The following is a 17,982-nucleotide window of genomic DNA, read 5'->3' as shown; positions in this document are numbered from 1 at the left end:
TCGGAATCATCATGTCAACCAAAGTCAAGGCTGCAGTCACCACGTCTCTGATGTCATTGTCGCTGCTCGTCCTCGCCGCGTGCGGGAGTGGCTCGAACACGGAGAGCCCGTCGCCCGGGGCCTCCGCCGGCGAGTCGCCCTCGGCCGAAGAGAGCCCGGGCACATTGCAGATCGCCGTCGTTCCGAAGGCCGTCGGCTTCGATTATTGGACGCACGTCAAGGCGGGGGCCGAATGCGCCGCCTCGAAGCTCGACGGGGTGAACGTCGAGTGGAACGGCGTCTCGGCCGAGACCGACATCACCCAACAGGTCGACATGCTCAACGGCTATATCAATCAGCACGTCGACGGTCTCATTTACGCGGCGACGGACTCGAAGGCGCTCGTGTCCGTCACCAAGAACGCGCAGGATGCCAAGATTCCGGTGTTCAACATCGACTCCGGTACCGACCCGCAGAACGTGCCGATCTTCGCGACCGACAACATGGCTCTACGCGGTTCGTGGTGAAAGGCCTGCTGTGATTGGTGTTCGCGCTGCTGCTCGAGCGGCGCTGGCCAGGAGTATACGGGCCTTGTAGTTGGCGGAGTTCCTGAATCCGCGGCCGGTGCGTTTGATGTTCTTGATCGTGGTGTTCGCGGCTTCGACCTTCGCGGTCGTGGCGCCGGTGACGATGAGGACTTCGATGGCCTCCCACCAGGTCACGATGGTCTCGTAGAGGCGGTCGGTCTCGGCCATGTTCGCGGTCTGGACGTAGTGACCCAGTCTCATCCGCTCTTGCCACGCCTGGGCGAGGGTATCAGCGCCGAGGAGGCGGCGGAGCTGCTCCTTGACGCCCCACGCGGCGGAGAGCTCATCCGTGGGGTCATCGTCGGTGAAGACCTTCTCCAGCCTGGCCCAGCCACGCGGGGACAGCGTATCGGCGCCCCGCAGCAGCAGCATCCGGTGTGCCCAGGACGCGTCGCTCTTGCGCCCGCGGCGGCCGTGCTGGTCTCGGGCGAGGCGCTGGCGGACCTTGGTGAGCATGTCGCCTGCGAGTTTGACGAGGTGGAACTTGTCGACCGAGACCGCGGCGTGGGGCAGGTGCTCGCGCAGGGCCTTACGGAACGCGGCCGAGGGGTCGATCGCGACGACCTCGATACGGTCCCGCCATGACTGTGGGCGGGCGCTGAGCCACGCGCCCACGCCCGTGCTGTCGCGGCCATCGACGATGCCCAGGACCTGTCCTGTGGCCAGGTCGACCAGGGTCGTCATCCACGGCTCGAACCGGCGCCAGGCCCCGTGCTCATCACGGAAGAACCGCACGGACCGGTACCGGTGCTCATCGATGCCCAAGCGCGTCACGACCCAGTCGTCGGCGGCGGGTAGGACGAGCGCCGCGGCAGCCAGCGCCGATTGGACCAGCCACCATGAGACCCCGTGAGCGCGGGCAACCTCGCTGGCGGCTCGACCGGAGTCGACCACCGCGGCCACGACCTGATTCTTCAGCCGCGTAGTGGACCGGGCGAACCTGGGGACCTGGATGGTGGACTCGGCGAACGTGCCACGCCCGCACAGCTCTTCCCGGCAGAACCAGCGCCGCTTGGCCCACCACACCTCGACCGCACCCGCGATCGGCAGATCACGCAGACGCTGCCGGCGCCGGGAATGGATCTTCACCGCGATCACACCACACGCCGGGCAGCCAGGCGGGGCGAGTGACTCGATCACGACCCGACGGCCTCCGCCGGGAAGATCGATCGCGTCGATGACACGGTAGTCAGACAGATTGAAGATCGTGCTCGCAGCATCACGCTGCGAGCCAGTAAACTCGTCCATAGCTCGTGGTCCTCTGCTCTTGTGGATGTCTCGCAACACCCATCACAGCAGGACCACGAGCCCTCACACGCCTACGACGCGCGGGCCACTTTCACCACGAACCACGAAGAGCCGACAACATCGCCGGCGCCAAGCACGTGGCCAAGTTGATGAATCAGTACCTGGATGGCAAGGGAACGGTCGCCCTCATCGAGTTCCAGCCCGGGTCGATGACCAACGACCAGCGCAAGAAGGGCTTCACCACCGGCCTGAAGGACTACCCGGGTCTCGAACTCGTGGCCGACCAGGCCGACGGGAGTGACGCCAACAAGGCCCTGACGGTCGCGAACAACATCCTCACCGCCCATCCCGACCTCGACGGCATCTTCGGATCGAATGAGCCGTCCGTGATCGGAGCCTCGCAGGCCGTGAAGCAGCGCGGGCTCAGCGGCAAGATCACGCTCGTCGGCTGGGACGCCGCGCCGGACGAGGTCAAGTCGCTCGGCACCGGCGAGATCAGCGCCCTGATCGTTCAGAACCCGTTCCGCATGGGCTTCGACTCGGTCGTGGCCATGGTGCAGCACATCCGCAACGGCGTCGAGGTCAAGAGCGAGGACACCGGAATCTACGCCGTCACGACCGACAACATGAACGAGGAGAAGTATCAGGCCATCCTCGATCCGAGTTGTTCGAACCCGCCGTTGCCCGACGACGACCCCTGGTTGCAGTATGTCCAATAGCACCACGGTGCTCGGACCCCTCCTGCAGGCGCGCAAGGTGAGCAAGCGCTTCGGCGGCCTGCAGGCGCTGGCCGAGGTCGACCTTGAGGTCCGTCAGGGCGAGCACGTCGCGCTGGTGGGCGACAACGGGGCCGGGAAGTCGACGCTGGTCAAGATCCTGACCGGCGCCGACACCCCCGACCGTGGGCAGGTGTGGTTCGGCGGCAACATCGTGCACTTCCACTCGCCCCTCGACGCCCGCAGGGCCGGCATCGAGACCGTGTATCAGACGCTGGCCCTGGCGGAGCACCTCGACGTGGCGGCCAACCTCTTCCTCGGCCGGGAGGAGTACCGGCTGCGGCTGGGCCCGTTCAGCGTCCTCAACGTCAAGTCGATGCGCTCCAAGGCCCGCGACATCCTGGCCACGACCGGCGTGCAGATCCCCGATCTTCACGCGCCGGTGCTCGGCATGTCGGGCGGGCAGCGGCAGGGCGTGGCGATCGCGCGCGCGGCGGGGTGGGGCTCGCGCATCATCGTGCTCGACGAGCCGACCGCGGCCCTGGGCGTGCAGGAGACCGCGAAGGTCGAGGAGATCATCCGCGGCCTCAAGCGTCAGGGGATCGCCATGCTGATGATCAGCCACAACCTGCGCCAGGTATTCGACCTGGTGGACACGGTGTGGGTGCTGCGGCACGGCCGCATGGTCGGGCACCTGGAGACCCGGGACACGAAACCCGAGGAGGTCGTTGCGATGATCACCGGCGTGCACGAGGCCACCGGGACCGACTTCGCCTGACGGCGACGACCCGAGGCGACCCGGACCCGCCTCATCGCGTCGGAGGCGACGCCGACCGTCGGTCTCGAACCCGATCATCCGCTTCCTGGCGCATCGGCGGGTCCGTCGGCCTACAATGGCCTGAGTCACACTAAAAGCGGGAGCAGGAGACACAGTGAGTAAGGCGGAAGAGATCCTCGCGGCTCTTGGCGGAAGCACCAACGTGGTGGAGCTCGAACCGTGCATCACACGGCTGCGCGTGGAGGTGACGGACCCGGGCCTCGTGAACGAGGACGCCCTGCGCGCCAGCGGCGCCTTCGGCGTGGTCCGTTCAGGGCGGGTGGTGCAGGTCGTCGTCGGCCCCGAGGCCGACGTGCTCGCCGAGAACGTGCGGGCGCTGCGGAGCTGAACCGAGACCTTCACGCCCCCGGACGCGCGTTCGGGGGCGTCGTCGTGTCCGCTCCCGCCCGGCGTCTGGCAAAATCATGGAACACCCGTCCCGACACCAGGGGAGAGATGTGGAAAACGTGCTCAAGGGAGCCGTCACCGTCGACGATCGCTGGCGCGAGGTGCTGCCGCCGCTCGTGCTGGGCCGCGTCGGCGCCGGCGCGACCGTTCCCGTGCACGTTCCCGACGGTGCCCACGTGCTCCTGCGGGCGGAGCTCGAGCAGGGCGGGCAGGCGCTGCTCGCCCAGGTCGAGGACTGGACTCCCGCCGAGCTTGTGGACGGCGCCCGGCTGGGTCGCGCACGCTTCTCGCTCGTGGGCGTTCCCGCGGGTTGGCACGAACTCGTGGCCACGATCGACCATGCCGGCGAGCTGAGCACGGCTCGCGCCCCCGTCATCGTGGCGCCCGAGCCCGACGGCCTCGAGGCCGCCGCCGTGCGAGCGGGCGGCGAGGGCGCCGAGGCCGCACCGGGCCGCGGCGAGGAGGCCGCGATCCACCGCCCACCCCGGTTCGGCCGGCAGGAGTACGGCGGCCGAGGCTGGGGCCTGAGTCTCGACCTGCACGCCGTGCGGAGCGCGCGCTCGTGGGGGATCGGGGACTGGGCCGACCTGGCCGACCTCGCCGTCGTCGCGGCCCGCGCCGGGGCCGACTTCCTCCAGCTCAATCCTCCGGTCGCGCGACTCGCGCCGGCCGGTCACACCGATCCAGCCGCTTCAGCTGATCCAGCTGATCCAGCCGCTCGAGTCGCTGCAGGCAGCCCAGCCGATTCAGCCGATCCAGCCGATTCGGCCGATCGAGTCGCTGCAGGAGGTGCGTCCGATTCAGCCGAGTCAGCCCGGATGGGCGGATCCGGGCTGCCGCGCGGGCCCTTCCCGGACCCGATCCACATCCGCCCCGAGGACATCCGCGAGGTGGCCTACCTGCCCGGGGCCCAGCGCACCCTCGTGGAGTGGGGAACCGAGGCGGTGCGCCCGTGGAACACCGACGCCGCCGCGATCGACCCGGCGGCCGCCTGGGAGGCGAAGCGGTCCGCGCTCGAGACCATCTACGCGGCCGGACGCTCCGCGGCCCGCGAGGAGGCCTTCGCCGTGTTCCGGGAACGCGGCGGGCAGCTGCTGGCCGAGCACGCGCGCGCCTGCGTCGAGGCCGCGGGCACCCCGGAGGCCGGTACGGACTCGCCCGAACGCTTCTACACGTGGCTGGCGTGGATCGGCACCGAGCAGGCCGCGCGGGCGCAGCGGGCCGCGCGGATCGCGGGAATGACGATCGGGATCCTCGCCCCGGTCGACCTGGAGGCGGCCCGCGCGGCCACCTGGTGCACCCTCGACCCGTCGCTGCGCTGGGCGCACTGGATCCGCACGGCCGGTCGCACCTGCGGGGGGCTGCTCGTGCACCTGCCCGCGGACACCGGCATCGACCGCCCCCTCCACCCCGCGCTCGCCGAAACCGAACTGACCGACGTGGGCAGCCTCATTGCCGCCGCCGCCGGGAACCGGCTCCTCGTGCTCGACGAGCCCGCGACCGGCCGCGCTGACGGCCGCGGGGCCCGGGACGATCAGACCGACGGCCCGGCGCCCGGCCCGGCCGACAGCTCGGCGGCCGGTCCGGAGGCCGATGCCGCGCGCGAGCTCCCGGGCGAGTTCTGGCGGACCGCGCGCGTCTGGGACCTGGGCCCCGCCCAGCTGCCGACGACCACGCTGGCGAGCGTCGTCGTCGATACGATTCCGAGCGCCGGCTTCCTCGCCGGGGAGCACCTCGACCTGGCCGATCGACTCGGCCTCCTCGAGGATCTGGCGGGCGCGCGGCTCGCGGCCCGGAGCCGGCGCGAGCGCACCCTCACCGCGCTGCGAGAGCAGTACCTCCTCCCGCTCGAGGCCACGGAGCGGGAGGTGATCGAGGCGCTCTATCGGGCGCTCGTGCGCACCCCGGCCCGGCTCGTCTCGGTGGCGCTCGCCGACGCGGTGGGCGAGCGGCGCCCGCAGTCGATGCCCGATCCCGCCGGCGGCTATCCCAGCGGGCGGCTGCCGCTGGCCGACGGTTCCGGGCGGGCCGTGCTCGTGGACGACGTGCGCGGATCCGTGCGCTTCACCTCCCTCGTCGGTGCGATCGCGGCCGACCTGCGTGAACTCGCGGGGGAGCCTGCGGGCGGGGCCGGGCGATGATCGCTGTACTCGCCCCGCTCGCCGGGGAGATCGTGGCGCTCGCGTCGGTGCCCGACACGGTCTTCGCCGAGGAACTGGTCGGCCCGGGCCGCGCGATCGATCCGGCCCGGTCCGCCGGCGCGGCGGGCGAGGGCGCGATCTCGGTGCTCGCCCCCGTCGACGGGCGGGTCGCCGTGCTCCACCCGCACGCGTTCGTGATCGAGAGCGGCGACGCGGGCATCCTCGTGCACCTGGGCATCGACACCGTGACCCTGGGCGGCGGCCCGTTCCGGGCGCACACCGCCGTCGGGGCCGACGTGCGCGCCGGCGACCCGCTCATCACGTGGGACCTGTCCGCCCTGGGAGCGCTCAGCCCGCTCGTGCCCGTGATCGCGCTCGGCGCCGCCCGGGTCGAGCAGCCCGCCGCACCCGGGACCGCGGTGGGCCCGGGGGAGCGGCTCTTCACGCTCGCGTGACGAGATCGCCGCGCGGAGGCGGAACAACGACCGATCCGGGTGGGTTCACCCGGATGTGTGGTGCCGGCATGGGCCGGCCGACAATGGAGAGAAGGAGCAATATGAGTGCGGCTGTCGACTTCTGGTTCGACCCGACCTGCCCGTGGGCGTGGATGACCTCGCGGTGGATGGGGGAGGTGGAACAGGTCCGCGACGTCGACGTCACCTGGCACATCATGAGCCTCTCGGTGCTCAACGAGGGTCAGGACGTCGACCCCGAGTACCGCAAGCTCATGGACCGCGCGTGGGGCCCGGCGCGGGTGGTCAACGCCGCCCGGGAGTTGCACGGGCAGGAGCACGTCAAGCCGCTGTACGACGAGATCGGCATCCGGATCCACCCCGGCGGGCGCCGTGACTACGAGCAGATCATCGTCGAGGCGCTCGCCGAGGTCGGCCTGCCGGCGGAGCTGATCGACTATGCCGGCTCGGAGGAACTCGACGAATCGCTGCGGGCCTCGCACCAGCGCGGACTCGACCTCGTCGGGGAGGACGTCGGCACCCCGATCGTGGCCGTCGACGGCACCGCCTTCTTCGGCCCGGTCATGACCCCCGCCCCCCGCGGAGAGGAGGCCGGACGGGTCTTCGACGGCGTCGTCGCCGTCGCCTCCTACCCGGGTTTCTACGAGCTCAAGCGGACCCGGACCAAGGGACCGATCTTCGACTGAGCGGCCCCGAGCCCGCAAGGCGCCCGCCACGTGACGTGCGGGCGCCTTCGTCATGACGCGACTGTGATGTTGTCCACGCCAAGACGTCCGGCGATGCTCGTGATCCGCGCCATCACACGGCAGCTGTTGTCCGAATGGTGGACTGGGCAGGACGTCCTAGACGCTCGTCCCGGCGCGGACTAGTCTTTCGTCATAATCGGGGCCGAGGGGCGCCATTCGTGCTGTCCCCGGTCGCCGTGCTCGACGAAACATCTCGATACGAGGAGAGATAGCCGTGTCCATATCATTCGCCGCGGGGCGGCGCAGGCAGGGAGTGAGGCGGGCGATCGCCCTCGGCCTCAGTCTCGTGCTCGCGCTCGCCACCGTGATCGGACTGTCCCAGGTCGCCCGGGCGGCGACGCCCGGGATCAACTCGGCCGAGGTCCTGCTCAACGGGGCGACCTACGACGGCACGGCCGTCGTGCAGGAGGGCGACACCCTCACGCTCCGGGTCCAGTACACCGACGCCATGACCCCGGGCGCGACCGTCACCTTCGGCCTCGGCACCAATGTGACGCTCACCGGCGTTCCCGCGGGCAACGAGGCGGTCGAGACGTTCGCGACGGACGGCAACAACGTCCAGGTCACGTTCAAGGATCCGTGGCCGGCCGGGGTCAACCAGGGCGTGTTCGACCTGACGTTCACGGTGAACACGGTCGACGAGAGCGGCCACGACAAGCTGACCTGGACGGTCGACGGCGAGGAACAGTCGATCGACGTCATCGTCAAGAACGAGGGCGACAATTTCGCCAACGTGACCGACGGCTCCGCCAAGGCGCTGAACACCGGTGACCTGAACCAGTACGTCACGGTGAGCGATGAGGGTGTGGTCTCGCTCAAGCCCGGGATCGCCGACCACGTGTTCACCTACACGCTCACCCTGAACTCCGCCGAGGCGCGTACGGGCTTCGGCATCTCTGACGTACTGCCGGCGACCATGGACTACGTGCCCGGCTCCTTCGCCGGCAAGCTGACGACGTGGGACGCGAACGGCCTCAACCAGACCACCGGCGACTTCACCTTCGCCCCGACGGTCACGCCGAGCACCGACGGCACCTCAGCCTCCTTCGCCGGCGCGGTCGACGTGCCCGGCCCCTCGATCCTCACGGTCACCTATAAGGCGCAGGTCACCGACATCGACGGCCTCACCGCCCTCGTCCAGGAGGCCTACGACGCGCGCGAGGGTGCGCCCGGCAACTACTCGGTCGAGCTGAAGAACACCGCGACGTTCGGCGACACGGACCGCACGGCCTCGAAGCGGATCGGCGGGAACATCGCCGCCCCGCCGAGCCCCGAGCCCGGGAACGCCTTCGGCAAGAGCGCCGACTGGAACAAGCAGACGTTCAGCCCGGAGGCGGTCGCCGAGGACGGCACGTTCGCCACGCCGGTCGACATCGCCTACACGCTCAAGGCGGACCTGACCAAGCTCCAGGGCAAGTCCGACTTCGAACTGTCGCGCAACGTCGTCATTCGTGACGAGCTGCCGACCCAGCTCACCTGGAACACGACGGCGACGGACTTCATCACCGCGAGTGCCGGGTTCACCCTCACCGAGGCGAGCGACTGCCCGGATGCGTCGACATTCGCCGGCGACGCCTATGTGGGCCAGTACTGCGTCGACGGGCAGACCCTGCTCATCAACGTCGGCCAGGACGACAGCACGAACGTCACCTTCGCCGTCAAGGCACAGCTGACCACCACTGCCGGCCTCGACAGCGTCGGAAACCAGACGAGCGTGCAGGGCGCGACCTCGTACAAATTCCGCAACGTCGCCTCCTTCTACTGGGACGCCGGAGACAAGCCGCACAATGCCGGTTGGGACGCGTTCCCGACGATCCTCCCCGAGACCGACGAGGGCTACAACGACCCGGACGCGTTCTCCAAGACCGGGCACGTGAGCGACACGACGATCAGGCCCGGTGAGACGGTCACCGCGACCTACAAGTTCGTGGCCGCGGCGGGCAAGGGCATCGACGCAGCCTCGAGCCGGATCGTCGACTACGTCGACACCGAGATCTTCGACCTGAGCGACCTGAGCACGATCGACGTGTCGGGCTCCTACGACTCGCAGAACCTCGACGGCGCGAACTTCGAACTGAGCACCGACGCCGACGGCAACCTCGTGATCGAGCTGAGCGAGGCAGGCAAGGCGTTCGTCGCCGATCGCGGCACCGACAAGCGCTACGAGGTCGACATCACCCTCACGAGCAAGCCGTTCGAGGGCAAGGAGACCAAGACCATCACGAACAAGGCCACCCTGTTCGGTGAGGGCGACGACCCGCTCTACTGGTCCGAGACCGAGACGGAGGCCACCTCCTACGGTGACGAGGCCGAGGTGCGCAAGCGCGTCTACGACCGCGACGCCTCCGAATGGGTCGCCACCCTTGACGCCCAGATCGGCGTCGACGGCACCCTCGTGCAGGACACCTACGTCTACCGCGTCGAGTTCATCCCGCACGGCAGCTACAACCAGGTCGTCATCGCCGACGTGGACGACGTGCTCCCGGACGCGACCGAGTTCCTCGGCTTCGTGACCGAGGCGAACGCCGCCACCGGTGAAAACCCGACTGCCGGCCCGGTCGACATCGGCGGTAATCTTGATGCCCTGTTCGCCGACGGCGTCGTGACGCTGCAGCAGAGGGCGGGCACGAAGCTCCAGGCCGGAGCGCCGATCGCCGCCTACTTCGCGGTGAAGATCACGGACAACACGGCCCCGATCGTGAACAAGATCGGATCCACCGAGGCGACGATCACCCCGCTCGACCCGCCGAGCGTCGACATCGAGAAGTGGACGAGCGAGGACGGCTCGGACGGGCCCGCCTACGACGAGTCCGGCGCGCTGACGAACGACGGCTACGCCGGTGACTTCGACGAGGGGTCGAGCAAGTCCCTCACGCACGGCACCGACCAGGAGATCGCCTTCACGGTCTCGAACGACGGCGGCGAGACGCTCGTGGACGTCGTCGTGAGCGATGAGCTCACGAGCGGCGCGGGCGCGATCGAGAACCTCGTGTGCACCTTCCCGGACGAGTCCACCGGCACCACCTGGGAGGGGCCGTTCGAGCCCGCCGCCCAGTTCGAGTGCACCGGCACCCTGCCGGGCCTGAACGCCGGCGAGACCCACTCCGACACCGCGACGGTCACCGCCGTCGGCAACACGTCGGAGGACGAGGTGACCGATTCGGACGACTGGAACGGCCACGTCGAGTCCTACGCCGTGGGCGACTACACCTGGATCGACACGAACCGTGACGGCGTCCAGGACGGCGACGAGCCGGTGCTCCCGGGCGTCACGGTCGAGCTGCTCGACGAGAGCGGCGCCGTGATCGACACGACCACGACGGACGATCAGGGCCGGTACCTGTTCGACAACCTGCCCGCGGGCACGTATCAGGTGAAGTTCACACTGACGGACGAGCAGGCCGCGATCTACCAGTTCACGCAGGCCGGTGCCGGTGAGGACGACGCGGCGGATTCGGACGCCGATGTGACGACGGGCCTGACGGCCACGTTCGTTCTCGACGACTCGAACGAGGCGCTCACGAACGACTACACGGACCAGGAGTTCGGTGCCACGCAGGGTGTCGACCCGACGTGGGATGCGGGTGTGAACCTCAAGTCGGTCTCCGTGGGTGACTACGTGTGGGTCGACTCCGACCGGGACGGTCTCCAGGACGAGGGCGAGCCGGGTATCCCGGGCGTCACGGTCTGCCTGGTCGGTCCGGACGGTGAGCCCGTCACGGACGTGTTCGGTGACGTGGTCGAGCCGGTCGTGACCGGTCCGAACGGTGAGTACACCTTCGAGAACCTGCCCGCCCTGACCGGTGACGACGTCTACACCGTCTGCATCGACCGGGACGCCTCGGCCGAGGCGCTCGAGCCGTACGTGCCGACCACCCCGGGTGCCGGCGACGACCGTGGCGTGGACTCCTCCACGTGGGAGGCCTCGAGCGAGCCCGGCGGCCTGAGCCAGGACGGCGACCGTGACCCGACGCTCGACTTCGGGTTCGTGGTCAAGTCCTACGCAATCGGCGACTACGTCTGGATCGACTCCAACCGTGACGGCATCCAGGACGACGGCGAGCAGGTTCTGCCCGGCGTCACCGTGGAACTGACGAACGCGGACGGCGAGCCCGTCACCGACGTGTTCGGCGAGCTCGTCGAGCCGACCACCACCGATGCCGAGGGCCGGTACCTGTTCGACAACCTGCCCGCCGGCACGTACCAGGTGCAGTTCACCCTCACGGATGAGCAGGCTCTGGTGTACCAGTTCACTCAGCTCGATGCGGGTGAGGACGACGCGGCCGACTCCGACGCCGATGTGACGACGGGCCTGACGGCCACGTTCGTGCTGGACGGCTCGAACGAGGCGCTCACAACGGACTATGACCGTGAGTTCGGTGCCACGCAGGGTGTGGACCCGACGTGGGATGCGGGTGTGAACCTCAAGTCGGTCTCCGTGGGTGACTACGTGTGGGTCGATGAGAACCGGGACGGTCTCCAGGACGAGGGCGAGCCGGGTATCCCGGGCGTCACGGTCTGCCTGGTCGGTCCGGACGGTGAGCCCGTCACGGACGTGTTCGGTGAGCCGGTCGGACCGGTGGTGACCGATGAGAACGGTCACTACACATTCGATGATCTGCCCGCCCTGACCGGTGACGACGTGTACACGGTGTGCATCGACCGGGACGCCTCGGCCGAGGCGCTCGAGCCGTACGTGCCGACCACCCTGGGTGCCGGTGACGACCGTGGCGTGGACTCCTCCACGTGGGAGGCCTCGAGCGAGCCCGGTGGCCTGAGCCAGGACGGCGACCGTGACCCGAGTCTGGACTTCGGGTTCGTGGTCAAGTCCTACGCCGTGGGTGACTACGTGTGGATCGACTCCGACAAGGACGGCGTCCAGGGTGAGGGCGAGCAGGTGCTGCCCGGCGTCACCGTGGAGCTGACCGACGCGGACGGCGAGCCCGTCACCGACGTCTACGGCACCGTGGTCGCCCCGACCACGACGGACGATCAGGGCCGGTACCTGTTCGACAACCTGCCCGCGGGCACGTATCAGGTGAAGTTCACGCTGACGGCCGAGCAGGCCGCGGTCTACCAGCTGACCCAGCAGGGTGCCGGCGACAACGCCGGCCTCGACTCAGACGCCGACCCGGCCACGGGATGGACCGTCACGTTCACCCTGGACGATGCGAACGAGGCCCTCACGAGTGACTACGACCGCGAGTTCGGTGCCACCCAGGGCGTCGACCCGACGTGGGATGCGGGGGTCTTCCTGACCCCGGTCCCGGGCGAGACCCCGAGTGAGACCCCGAGTGCGGAGGCGCCGGCTCCCGGCCCGATGCCCGACACGGGCAGCAGCGCCCCCGTCGGTGCCATCGTCGCCGCGCTGGCACTGCTCGGACTCGGTGGCGTGCTGCTCACCAACCGGCGCCGCCAGCTCAGCTGACGGATCCGTAGGAGCGTCACGACGACGCATGGGGCCGTGGGGCCGGGGCGCACAGCCCCGGCCCCACGGCCTTTCTCGTGTGCCGGCGTGTGCCGGCGTGTGCCGGCGCGGTCGGTCTGTCCGGGCCGCTGCGTGGGCCGGCGCGTGGGACCTTCGGCTCAGGAGGCGAACGGACGGCGCGACTAGCGTTGCTGTCACGTGGAGCCGGAGATCTCGGCCCGCCGCCGGGCGGGCGCGGGGCATCGATCGGCCCGCGCATCCGGAAGCCGAGACCCGAAAGAGGCCGAGTATGTCCGTCACCGACCAGATCGTCGACGTCCGCGAGGAGATCCCGCGAGTGCGACACGAACTCATCTTCGACACCTTCGGCACGCTCGACCCGGGCACCGCCTTCGTGCTCGTGAACGACCACGACCCGAAGCCCCTGTACTACCAACTCGCCGCCGAGAACGCCGGTGAGTTCACGTGGGAGTACCAGGAGGAGGGCCCGGAGGTCTGGCGCGTGCGGATCGGCAAGGTCGCCCACGCCTGAGTCGAGGCGGCCCCTGTTACACGTTGGTCAGGTGATGTAGTGTTACATCATGATGCGAACGCAGATTTCGCTGACGGAGTCAGACCGCCAGCTGCTGGACGCCGAGGCGGAACGCACGGGTCGATCGATCTCCTCGCTCATCCGCGAGGCGGTCGCGCGCACGTACGGGCCGCAATTCGACCTGAACCACGATCTGGGCGTGATCGCGGCAGTCGCGGGCGCGTGGTCTCGCGAGGGCGAGGACGGCCACGACTACGTCGAGACCATCCGTTCCGGTGACCGGCTACGCGAGGCCATCCGACGGTGACGAGCCTGGTCGACACGTCAATCCTCATCGACGTCCTTCGCGGGGAGCCGGCAGCGGTCACATTGTTGCGCACCGAGCGTGGCCTGGGGCCGCTGCACGCCAGCGAGGTCACCCGAGTCGAGGTCCTGGTCGGAGTACGACGGGGTGAGGAGCGATCGACGTCCGATCTCCTGGACATACTCGACTGGCATCCGGTCGACCGGGAGGTCTCGGAGCGGGCGGGAGAGCTCGGACGCCGTTGGCTGCCGTCGCATCGGGGGATCGACACGGCCGACCTCGTCATCGCGGCCACGGCTGAACTGCTCGGTGCCCGAGTCCTCACGAGGAACGTCAAGCACTTCCCGATGATCGACGGCCTGACCGCGCCGTACTGAGCCCCGCGCGTTCGGGGACGGCGCACTACGAAACGCGTGGTGCGCCGTCCCCAATCGAAGCGGGAGGGGCTACCAGATGCTCACGCGCTGCTCCGGGGCGAGCCACATGCCGTCGCCCGGCGCGGTGGCGAAGACCTCGTGGAACTCGTCGAGGTTCTTGACCGTCTGATTGCAGCGGAACTCCTCGGGGGAGTGCGGGTCGATCGCGAGCAGCCGGATCGCCTCCTCGTCGCGCGCCTTGACCCGCCACACCGCCGCGAACGAGGCGAAGAGCCGCCGCAGCGCCTCCGCCTCGTCGAGGCCGGCGTCCACGCCCTTGCCCCGGGCGATCCGGTATGCCTTGACCGCGATGCCGAGCCCGCCGAGGTCGCCGATGTTCTCGCCGAGCGTGAACTCGCCGTTGACGCGATGGGAGTCCTCGAGCTGGGCGGGGCTGAGCGCCGAGAACTGGTCGATCAGCGCCTGCGTGCGCGCGGTGAACTCCTCCCGGTCGGCCTCGGTCCACCAGTCGGCGAGCCGACCCTCTCCGTCGTAGTGCGATCCCTGGTCGTCGAAGCCGTGCCCGATCTCGTGGCCGATGACGGCGCCGATGCCGCCGTAGTTCGAGGCCGCGTCCGCCTCGATCGAGAAGAACGGCGCCTGCAGGATCGCGGCGGGGAAGACGATCTCGTTCATCGTCGGGTGGTAGTAGGCGTTGACCGTCTGGGGGGTCATGAGCCACTCCTCCCGGTCGATCGGCCGGCCGAGCTTCGCGAGCTCGTAGTCGGTCTCGAACGCCGAGGCGGCCCGCACGTTGCCGAGCAGGTCGTCCGCGGCGACCTCGAGCGCGGAGTAGTCGCGCCACCGGTTCGGGTAGCCGATCTTCGGGGTGAACTTGCCGAGCTTGACCAGCGCCTGCTCCCGGGTCTGCTCGCCCATCCACGGCAGCGCGGAGATCGACTGCCGGTACGCCTCGGTCAGGTCGGCGACGAGCTCGGTCATCGCCCCCTTGTTCGCCGGCGGGAAGTGCCGGGCCACGTACAGCTTCCCGATCGCCTCACCGAGGAGGCTCTCCGTGAGCGAGACCCCGCGCTTCCACCGGTCGCGCAGCTCCTGGGCGCCCGTGAGCGTGCGGCCGTAGAAGTCGAAGTTCTCCGCCACGACCGCCTCGGTCAGGAACGGGGCGCGCGCGTGCACCACGTGCCACGACTGCCATAGCACGAGGTCGGCCAGCGGCGTCGATCCCCAGACCGAATCGACCGTGGTCAGGTAGCTCGGCTGGCGCACCACGAGCTCGTCGAGCAGCGCATCGGAGCCCGCGAGCGCGCGCGCCCAGATCGACCACTCGTAGCCCGGCGCGAGCTCGACGAGCTCCGAGCGGCTCACCCGGTTGTAGGTGGCCTGCGCGTCGCGGTCGCGCACCGTGTCCCAGTGTCCGGCGGCCAGCGCGGTCTCGACCGCCATGACCCGGCCGGCCGCCTCCTCGGACTCGCCGGCCGGCACGACGCCGGTCAGCGTGAGCATCCGGGCGATGTGCGCCACGTAGGCGGTGCGGATCTCGGCGTGGGCGTCCTCGCGGTAGTAGGCCTCGTCCGGCAGCCCGATGCCCGCCTGGGTCAGGTACACGCGGTACTCGGTCGGGTTGCCGGCGTCGTTGTTCACGAAGGCGCCGATCGTCGATCCCACGCCGTCGCGTTCGAGCGTACCGACGGCGCGTGCCAGCTCCGCGCGGTTCGTCACCGCCCGCAGCGGGGCCAGGTCCGCCTCGAGCGGGGCAATCCCCGCGGACTCGATCGCGGCGGTGTTCATGAAGGCGCCGTAGGTCGCCGCGATCTGCTGGGCCGCGGCGTGGTCCGGATCGCTCGCGGGCACGTCGGCGGCCTCGGTGATGATCGCGCGCACGTCGAGTTCGGCCCGGTCGAACAGCTCCCGGGCCACGCCGGTGCGGGCGCGGTCGGCGGCGATCTCGTGCGCGCGCAGCCACGTGCCGTTCACGTGCCGGTAGAGGTCGTCCTGCGGGCGGGTGCTCAGGTCGGCGAGCGCGGGCAGCGGAGCGGAGGTCGTCATGCCACCAGCCTAAATGAGACCGCCGCGCCCTCGGCCCCGGCCGACCCGCTGATGGTCGTGACCCGGTCCGGTCGCGCCGGGGGCCCGATCGACCGCTCGATGTCGGGGCCGGGCGGCTCCAGGTCAGGTCTCACGTCCGGGAGAGGGCGACGTTGCGGGTGAGCGCGGGGAAGACGGCGATCCCGGCCACGATGGGAACGACCGAGATCGCGGTGCCCAGGGCGGTGCCGACGTGCCATCCGGCCGCCGGATCGGACCAGCCGGTGGTGAGCAACAGGGTGATGAGGGGCAGCATGGTCAGCGGCAGGGTGACGGTGCCCCAGAGGCCGCCGAGCCGGCGATACGCCATGGGCACGAGGAGGCCGCTGACGCCGGCCGCGACGGTGGCCAGGCCGTAGTCGAGCACGAGCAGTCCGATACCGCCCTCCCAGACCCCCGCGGTGTACTCGGGGCCCACGGCCATGTCGTGCTGCCAGCCCATCCGGGCGTAGAGCGCGCCCTCGACCACGATGAGCCCGGCGGCCATGATCGTGTGCAGCAGCGCGTTCACGAGGCCGGCGGCGAGCGCGCCCCGGCCGAACGAGCGCCGGGTCATCCCGTGCGCCACGTGCGGGATCATGAGCGCGGCGCTCGTGAGCATCGCGACGACGTAGACGAACCACACGAGCGGCCCGTTCCGCACGAACTGCCCGATCGAGACGTTGACCGTGCCGAACTGGTCGACGATCAGGATGGCCAGGGCGACGCCGACGAGGCAGATCGCCCAGAACAGCGCCCAGATGAAGAGGTAGACCTGCAGCTGGAGTCCGGCCGTGCGCACCCATTGCGGGCGCGCCGGGCTCTGCAGCGGGGCGAGGAGTCGATGGACGAGGCTGCTCATGAGCGTGTCTCCTTCTCCGTCAGTGCGATGAACAGGTCTTCGAGCGGGACGGCCCCGAGTTCGAGGCCCGCCGCGCGGATGTGATCGCGCTGCGGCCCCGTGAGGGTGCCGAGCACGGTCGCCTGCTTGGTGGGGCCGAGATACCGGTGGCCGAGCACGCGCAGATCGGCGGTCGCGGCGTCCACGAGGTCGGTGCGGCCGGTGATCGTGGCCCCGCGGGAGCGCAGGTGCTCGGCCTCCTCGCTCACCAGCACCCGGGCCTCGTCGAGCACGATGACGTGCTCGAGGAGCTGCTCGACCTCGCTGATCAGGTGACTGGAGAGCACGATCGTGCGCGGATGCTCGGCGTAGTCGGCGATGAGGAATTCGTAGAAGCGGCGCCGGGAGGGCGCGTCCATCCCGAGGTGGACCTCGTCGAAGAGGGTGATCGGGGCGCGGGAGGCCAGGCCGATCGTCGCCCCCAGGGCGGAGCGTTGACCCCGGGAGAGCTTTCTCGCCCGCGTGCCCCGGTCGATGCCGAACGCGTCGAGCAGGTCCTCCGCGAAGGTCTGATCCCACGTGGGGCGGGCCAGCGCCGCGACGTCGAGGGAACGGCCGACGCGCTCCTCGGACAGCCCGTCCCCGCTCTCCCGGATGAGGCAGATGCGCTCCATGAGGTATTCGTCCTCGAACGGGCTGCGGCCATCCACCAGGACCCGCCCCGCGGTCGGGCGGCGGAACGAGGCGACGGCCTCGAGCAGCGTCGTCTTGCCCGCGCCGTTGCGTCCCAGGAGGCCGGTGATCGAGTTCGCTGCGATCTCGGCGCTCACGCCGTCGAGCGCCCGAGTCGAGCCGAAATCGACGGTCAGCTCCTGCAGGGTGATCGGCAGGCCGCTCATGCTCTCAGCTCCTTCTCTTCGATGTAGCGGATGAGGTCGGCCGAGCTGATGCCCAGGAGGCCCGCCTCGGCCAGGACCGGGCCGAGCCGATCGGTGTAGAACGCGCCCCGGCGCCGCTCGCGCAGTCGTTCCCGGGCGCCGTCGGCGACGAACATGCCCACTCCTCGTTGCTTGTAGATGACGTCTTCGGTGACGAGCAGCGTGAAGGCCTTGGCGGCCGTGGCGGGATTGATGCGGTAGGTGGTGGCGAACTGTGTCGTGCTCATGACCTGGTCACCCTCCGTGAGCGCGCCGGTCAGGACCTGGTCGCGCAGGTGCTCCGCGATCTGCAGGTAGATCGGCTCGGGCCCGTCGAACATCTCTCACCTCTGCTCGTTGGTTCATTACTAGAGTAGTTAACCATAGAAGTGATGAGTGTGCCA

Annotated in this window: 16 protein-coding genes; 11 read left to right on the top strand and 5 right to left on the bottom strand. The window is 69.7% G+C overall.

Annotated elements, in window-relative coordinates:
• Window positions 1-50: 50 nt before the first annotated feature.
• Complete coding sequence (locus GCE65_RS11850) at window positions 51-506, top strand: substrate-binding domain-containing protein (RefSeq protein WP_153878543.1); 456 nt, start codon at window positions 51-53, stop codon at window positions 504-506.
• On the opposite strand, the gene GCE65_RS11845 is transcribed toward GCE65_RS11850, so the two are convergent.
• Window positions 489-1,814, bottom strand: coding sequence for an ISL3 family transposase (locus GCE65_RS11845; RefSeq protein ID WP_153876953.1), 1,326 nt, complete (start codon window positions 1,812-1,814; stop codon window positions 489-491). The two genes, GCE65_RS11850 and GCE65_RS11845, sit on opposite strands and share 18 nt — an antisense overlap.
• 5 nt (window positions 1,815-1,819) lie before the next feature.
• Here GCE65_RS11845 and GCE65_RS11840 point away from each other — a divergent pair, with 5 nt between their 5' ends.
• From GCE65_RS11840 to GCE65_RS11795, 10 genes are all read left to right on the top strand, one after another.
• Window positions 1,820-2,533 (top strand): substrate-binding domain-containing protein, encoded by a 714-nt coding sequence (locus tag GCE65_RS11840; RefSeq protein WP_228759927.1) that lies wholly within the window; start codon window positions 1,820-1,822, stop codon window positions 2,531-2,533.
• Entirely contained in the window at window positions 2,523-3,308 is a 786-nt protein-coding gene (locus GCE65_RS11835; protein WP_153878541.1) for an ATP-binding cassette domain-containing protein, read from the top strand. The genes GCE65_RS11840 and GCE65_RS11835 overlap by 11 nt, the downstream gene beginning before the upstream one ends.
• A gap of 154 nt (window positions 3,309-3,462) precedes the next feature.
• The gene (locus tag GCE65_RS11830; protein ID WP_153878540.1) at window positions 3,463-3,696 is read left to right on the top strand and encodes a glucose PTS transporter subunit EIIB; all 234 of its coding nucleotides are present in this window, start codon (window positions 3,463-3,465) and stop codon (window positions 3,694-3,696) included.
• A 109-nt stretch (window positions 3,697-3,805) separates the two neighbouring features.
• Window positions 3,806-5,896 carry a hypothetical protein gene (locus GCE65_RS11825; protein ID WP_153878539.1) on the top strand — a complete coding sequence of 697 codons (2,091 nt, stop codon included), beginning with the start codon at window positions 3,806-3,808 and terminating at the stop codon, window positions 5,894-5,896.
• Window positions 5,893-6,351, top strand: a complete 459-nt coding sequence (locus GCE65_RS11820; RefSeq protein ID WP_153878538.1) for a PTS glucose transporter subunit IIA — start codon at window positions 5,893-5,895, stop codon at window positions 6,349-6,351. Before GCE65_RS11825 ends, GCE65_RS11820 begins: the two co-directional genes overlap by 4 nt.
• A 101-nt stretch (window positions 6,352-6,452) precedes the next feature.
• Window positions 6,453-7,055 carry a disulfide bond formation protein DsbA gene (locus tag GCE65_RS11815; RefSeq protein WP_153878537.1) on the top strand — a complete coding sequence of 201 codons (603 nt, stop codon included), beginning with the start codon at window positions 6,453-6,455 and terminating at the stop codon, window positions 7,053-7,055.
• Between the two features lie 274 nt (window positions 7,056-7,329).
• On the top strand, window positions 7,330-12,543 hold the full coding sequence (locus tag GCE65_RS11810; RefSeq protein WP_153878536.1) for an SdrD B-like domain-containing protein: 5,214 nt from the start codon (window positions 7,330-7,332) through the stop codon (window positions 12,541-12,543).
• 289 nt (window positions 12,544-12,832) lie between these two features.
• A complete protein-coding gene (locus tag GCE65_RS11805) occupies window positions 12,833-13,075 on the top strand; it encodes a DUF2249 domain-containing protein (RefSeq protein WP_152909967.1) in 243 nt (80 codons plus the stop codon).
• A 49-nt stretch (window positions 13,076-13,124) separates the two neighbouring features.
• Window positions 13,125-13,382: a CopG family transcriptional regulator gene (locus tag GCE65_RS11800; RefSeq protein WP_152909966.1), complete on the top strand. Its 258-nt coding sequence runs from the start codon at window positions 13,125-13,127 to the stop codon at window positions 13,380-13,382.
• The gene (locus GCE65_RS11795; RefSeq protein ID WP_153878535.1) at window positions 13,379-13,756 is read left to right on the top strand and encodes a type II toxin-antitoxin system VapC family toxin; all 378 of its coding nucleotides are present in this window, start codon (window positions 13,379-13,381) and stop codon (window positions 13,754-13,756) included. The genes GCE65_RS11800 and GCE65_RS11795 overlap by 4 nt, the downstream gene beginning before the upstream one ends.
• Before the next feature lie 69 nt (window positions 13,757-13,825).
• On the opposite strand, the gene GCE65_RS11790 is transcribed toward GCE65_RS11795, so the two are convergent.
• The 4 genes from GCE65_RS11790 to GCE65_RS11775 all read right to left on the bottom strand — a co-directional run bounded on the left by GCE65_RS11790 (window position 13,826) and on the right by GCE65_RS11775 (window position 17,919).
• Window positions 13,826-15,802 carry a M13 family metallopeptidase gene (locus GCE65_RS11790; RefSeq protein WP_153878534.1) on the bottom strand — a complete coding sequence of 659 codons (1,977 nt, stop codon included), beginning with the start codon at window positions 15,800-15,802 and terminating at the stop codon, window positions 13,826-13,828.
• 130 nt (window positions 15,803-15,932) lie between these two features.
• Window positions 15,933-16,682: a hypothetical protein gene (locus GCE65_RS11785; RefSeq protein ID WP_153878533.1), complete on the bottom strand. Its 750-nt coding sequence runs from the start codon at window positions 16,680-16,682 to the stop codon at window positions 15,933-15,935.
• Window positions 16,679-17,560, bottom strand: coding sequence for an ATP-binding cassette domain-containing protein (locus GCE65_RS11780; RefSeq protein WP_153878532.1), 882 nt, complete (start codon window positions 17,558-17,560; stop codon window positions 16,679-16,681). Before GCE65_RS11780 ends, GCE65_RS11785 begins: the two co-directional genes overlap by 4 nt.
• Window positions 17,557-17,919 carry a GntR family transcriptional regulator gene (locus tag GCE65_RS11775; RefSeq protein WP_152909961.1) on the bottom strand — a complete coding sequence of 121 codons (363 nt, stop codon included), beginning with the start codon at window positions 17,917-17,919 and terminating at the stop codon, window positions 17,557-17,559. Before GCE65_RS11775 ends, GCE65_RS11780 begins: the two co-directional genes overlap by 4 nt.
• Window positions 17,920-17,982: the final 63 nt, after the last annotated feature.

The organism is Pseudactinotalea sp. HY158 (assembly GCF_009660225.1).
Classification (GTDB): Bacteria; Actinomycetota; Actinomycetes; order Actinomycetales; family Beutenbergiaceae; genus HY158.
This window is presented reverse-complemented; position numbering and strand designations above follow the sequence as displayed.

Bases quoted from the DNA above. Each gene is read 5' to 3' on its own strand.
- GCE65_RS11775 (WP_152909961.1), bottom strand. From the start codon at position 17,919: ATGTTCGACGGGCCCGAGCCGATCTACCTGCAGATCGCGGAGCACCTG.
- GCE65_RS11805 (WP_152909967.1), top strand. From the start codon at position 12,833: ATGTCCGTCACCGACCAGATCGTCGACGTCCGCGAGGAGATCCCGCGA.
- GCE65_RS11785 (WP_153878533.1), bottom strand. From the start codon at position 16,682: ATGAGCAGCCTCGTCCATCGACTCCTCGCCCCGCTGCAGAGCCCGGCG.
- GCE65_RS11820 (WP_153878538.1), top strand. From the start codon at position 5,893: ATGATCGCTGTACTCGCCCCGCTCGCCGGGGAGATCGTGGCGCTCGCG.
- GCE65_RS11835 (WP_153878541.1), top strand. From the start codon at position 2,523: ATGTCCAATAGCACCACGGTGCTCGGACCCCTCCTGCAGGCGCGCAAG.
- GCE65_RS11790 (WP_153878534.1), bottom strand. From the start codon at position 15,802: ATGACGACCTCCGCTCCGCTGCCCGCGCTCGCCGACCTGAGCACCCGC.
- GCE65_RS11815 (WP_153878537.1), top strand. From the start codon at position 6,453: ATGAGTGCGGCTGTCGACTTCTGGTTCGACCCGACCTGCCCGTGGGCG.
- GCE65_RS11850 (WP_153878543.1), top strand. From the start codon at position 51: ATGTCATTGTCGCTGCTCGTCCTCGCCGCGTGCGGGAGTGGCTCGAAC.
- GCE65_RS11780 (WP_153878532.1), bottom strand. From the start codon at position 17,560: ATGAGCGGCCTGCCGATCACCCTGCAGGAGCTGACCGTCGATTTCGGC.
- GCE65_RS11800 (WP_152909966.1), top strand. From the start codon at position 13,125: ATGATGCGAACGCAGATTTCGCTGACGGAGTCAGACCGCCAGCTGCTG.
- GCE65_RS11845 (WP_153876953.1), bottom strand. From the start codon at position 1,814: ATGGACGAGTTTACTGGCTCGCAGCGTGATGCTGCGAGCACGATCTTC.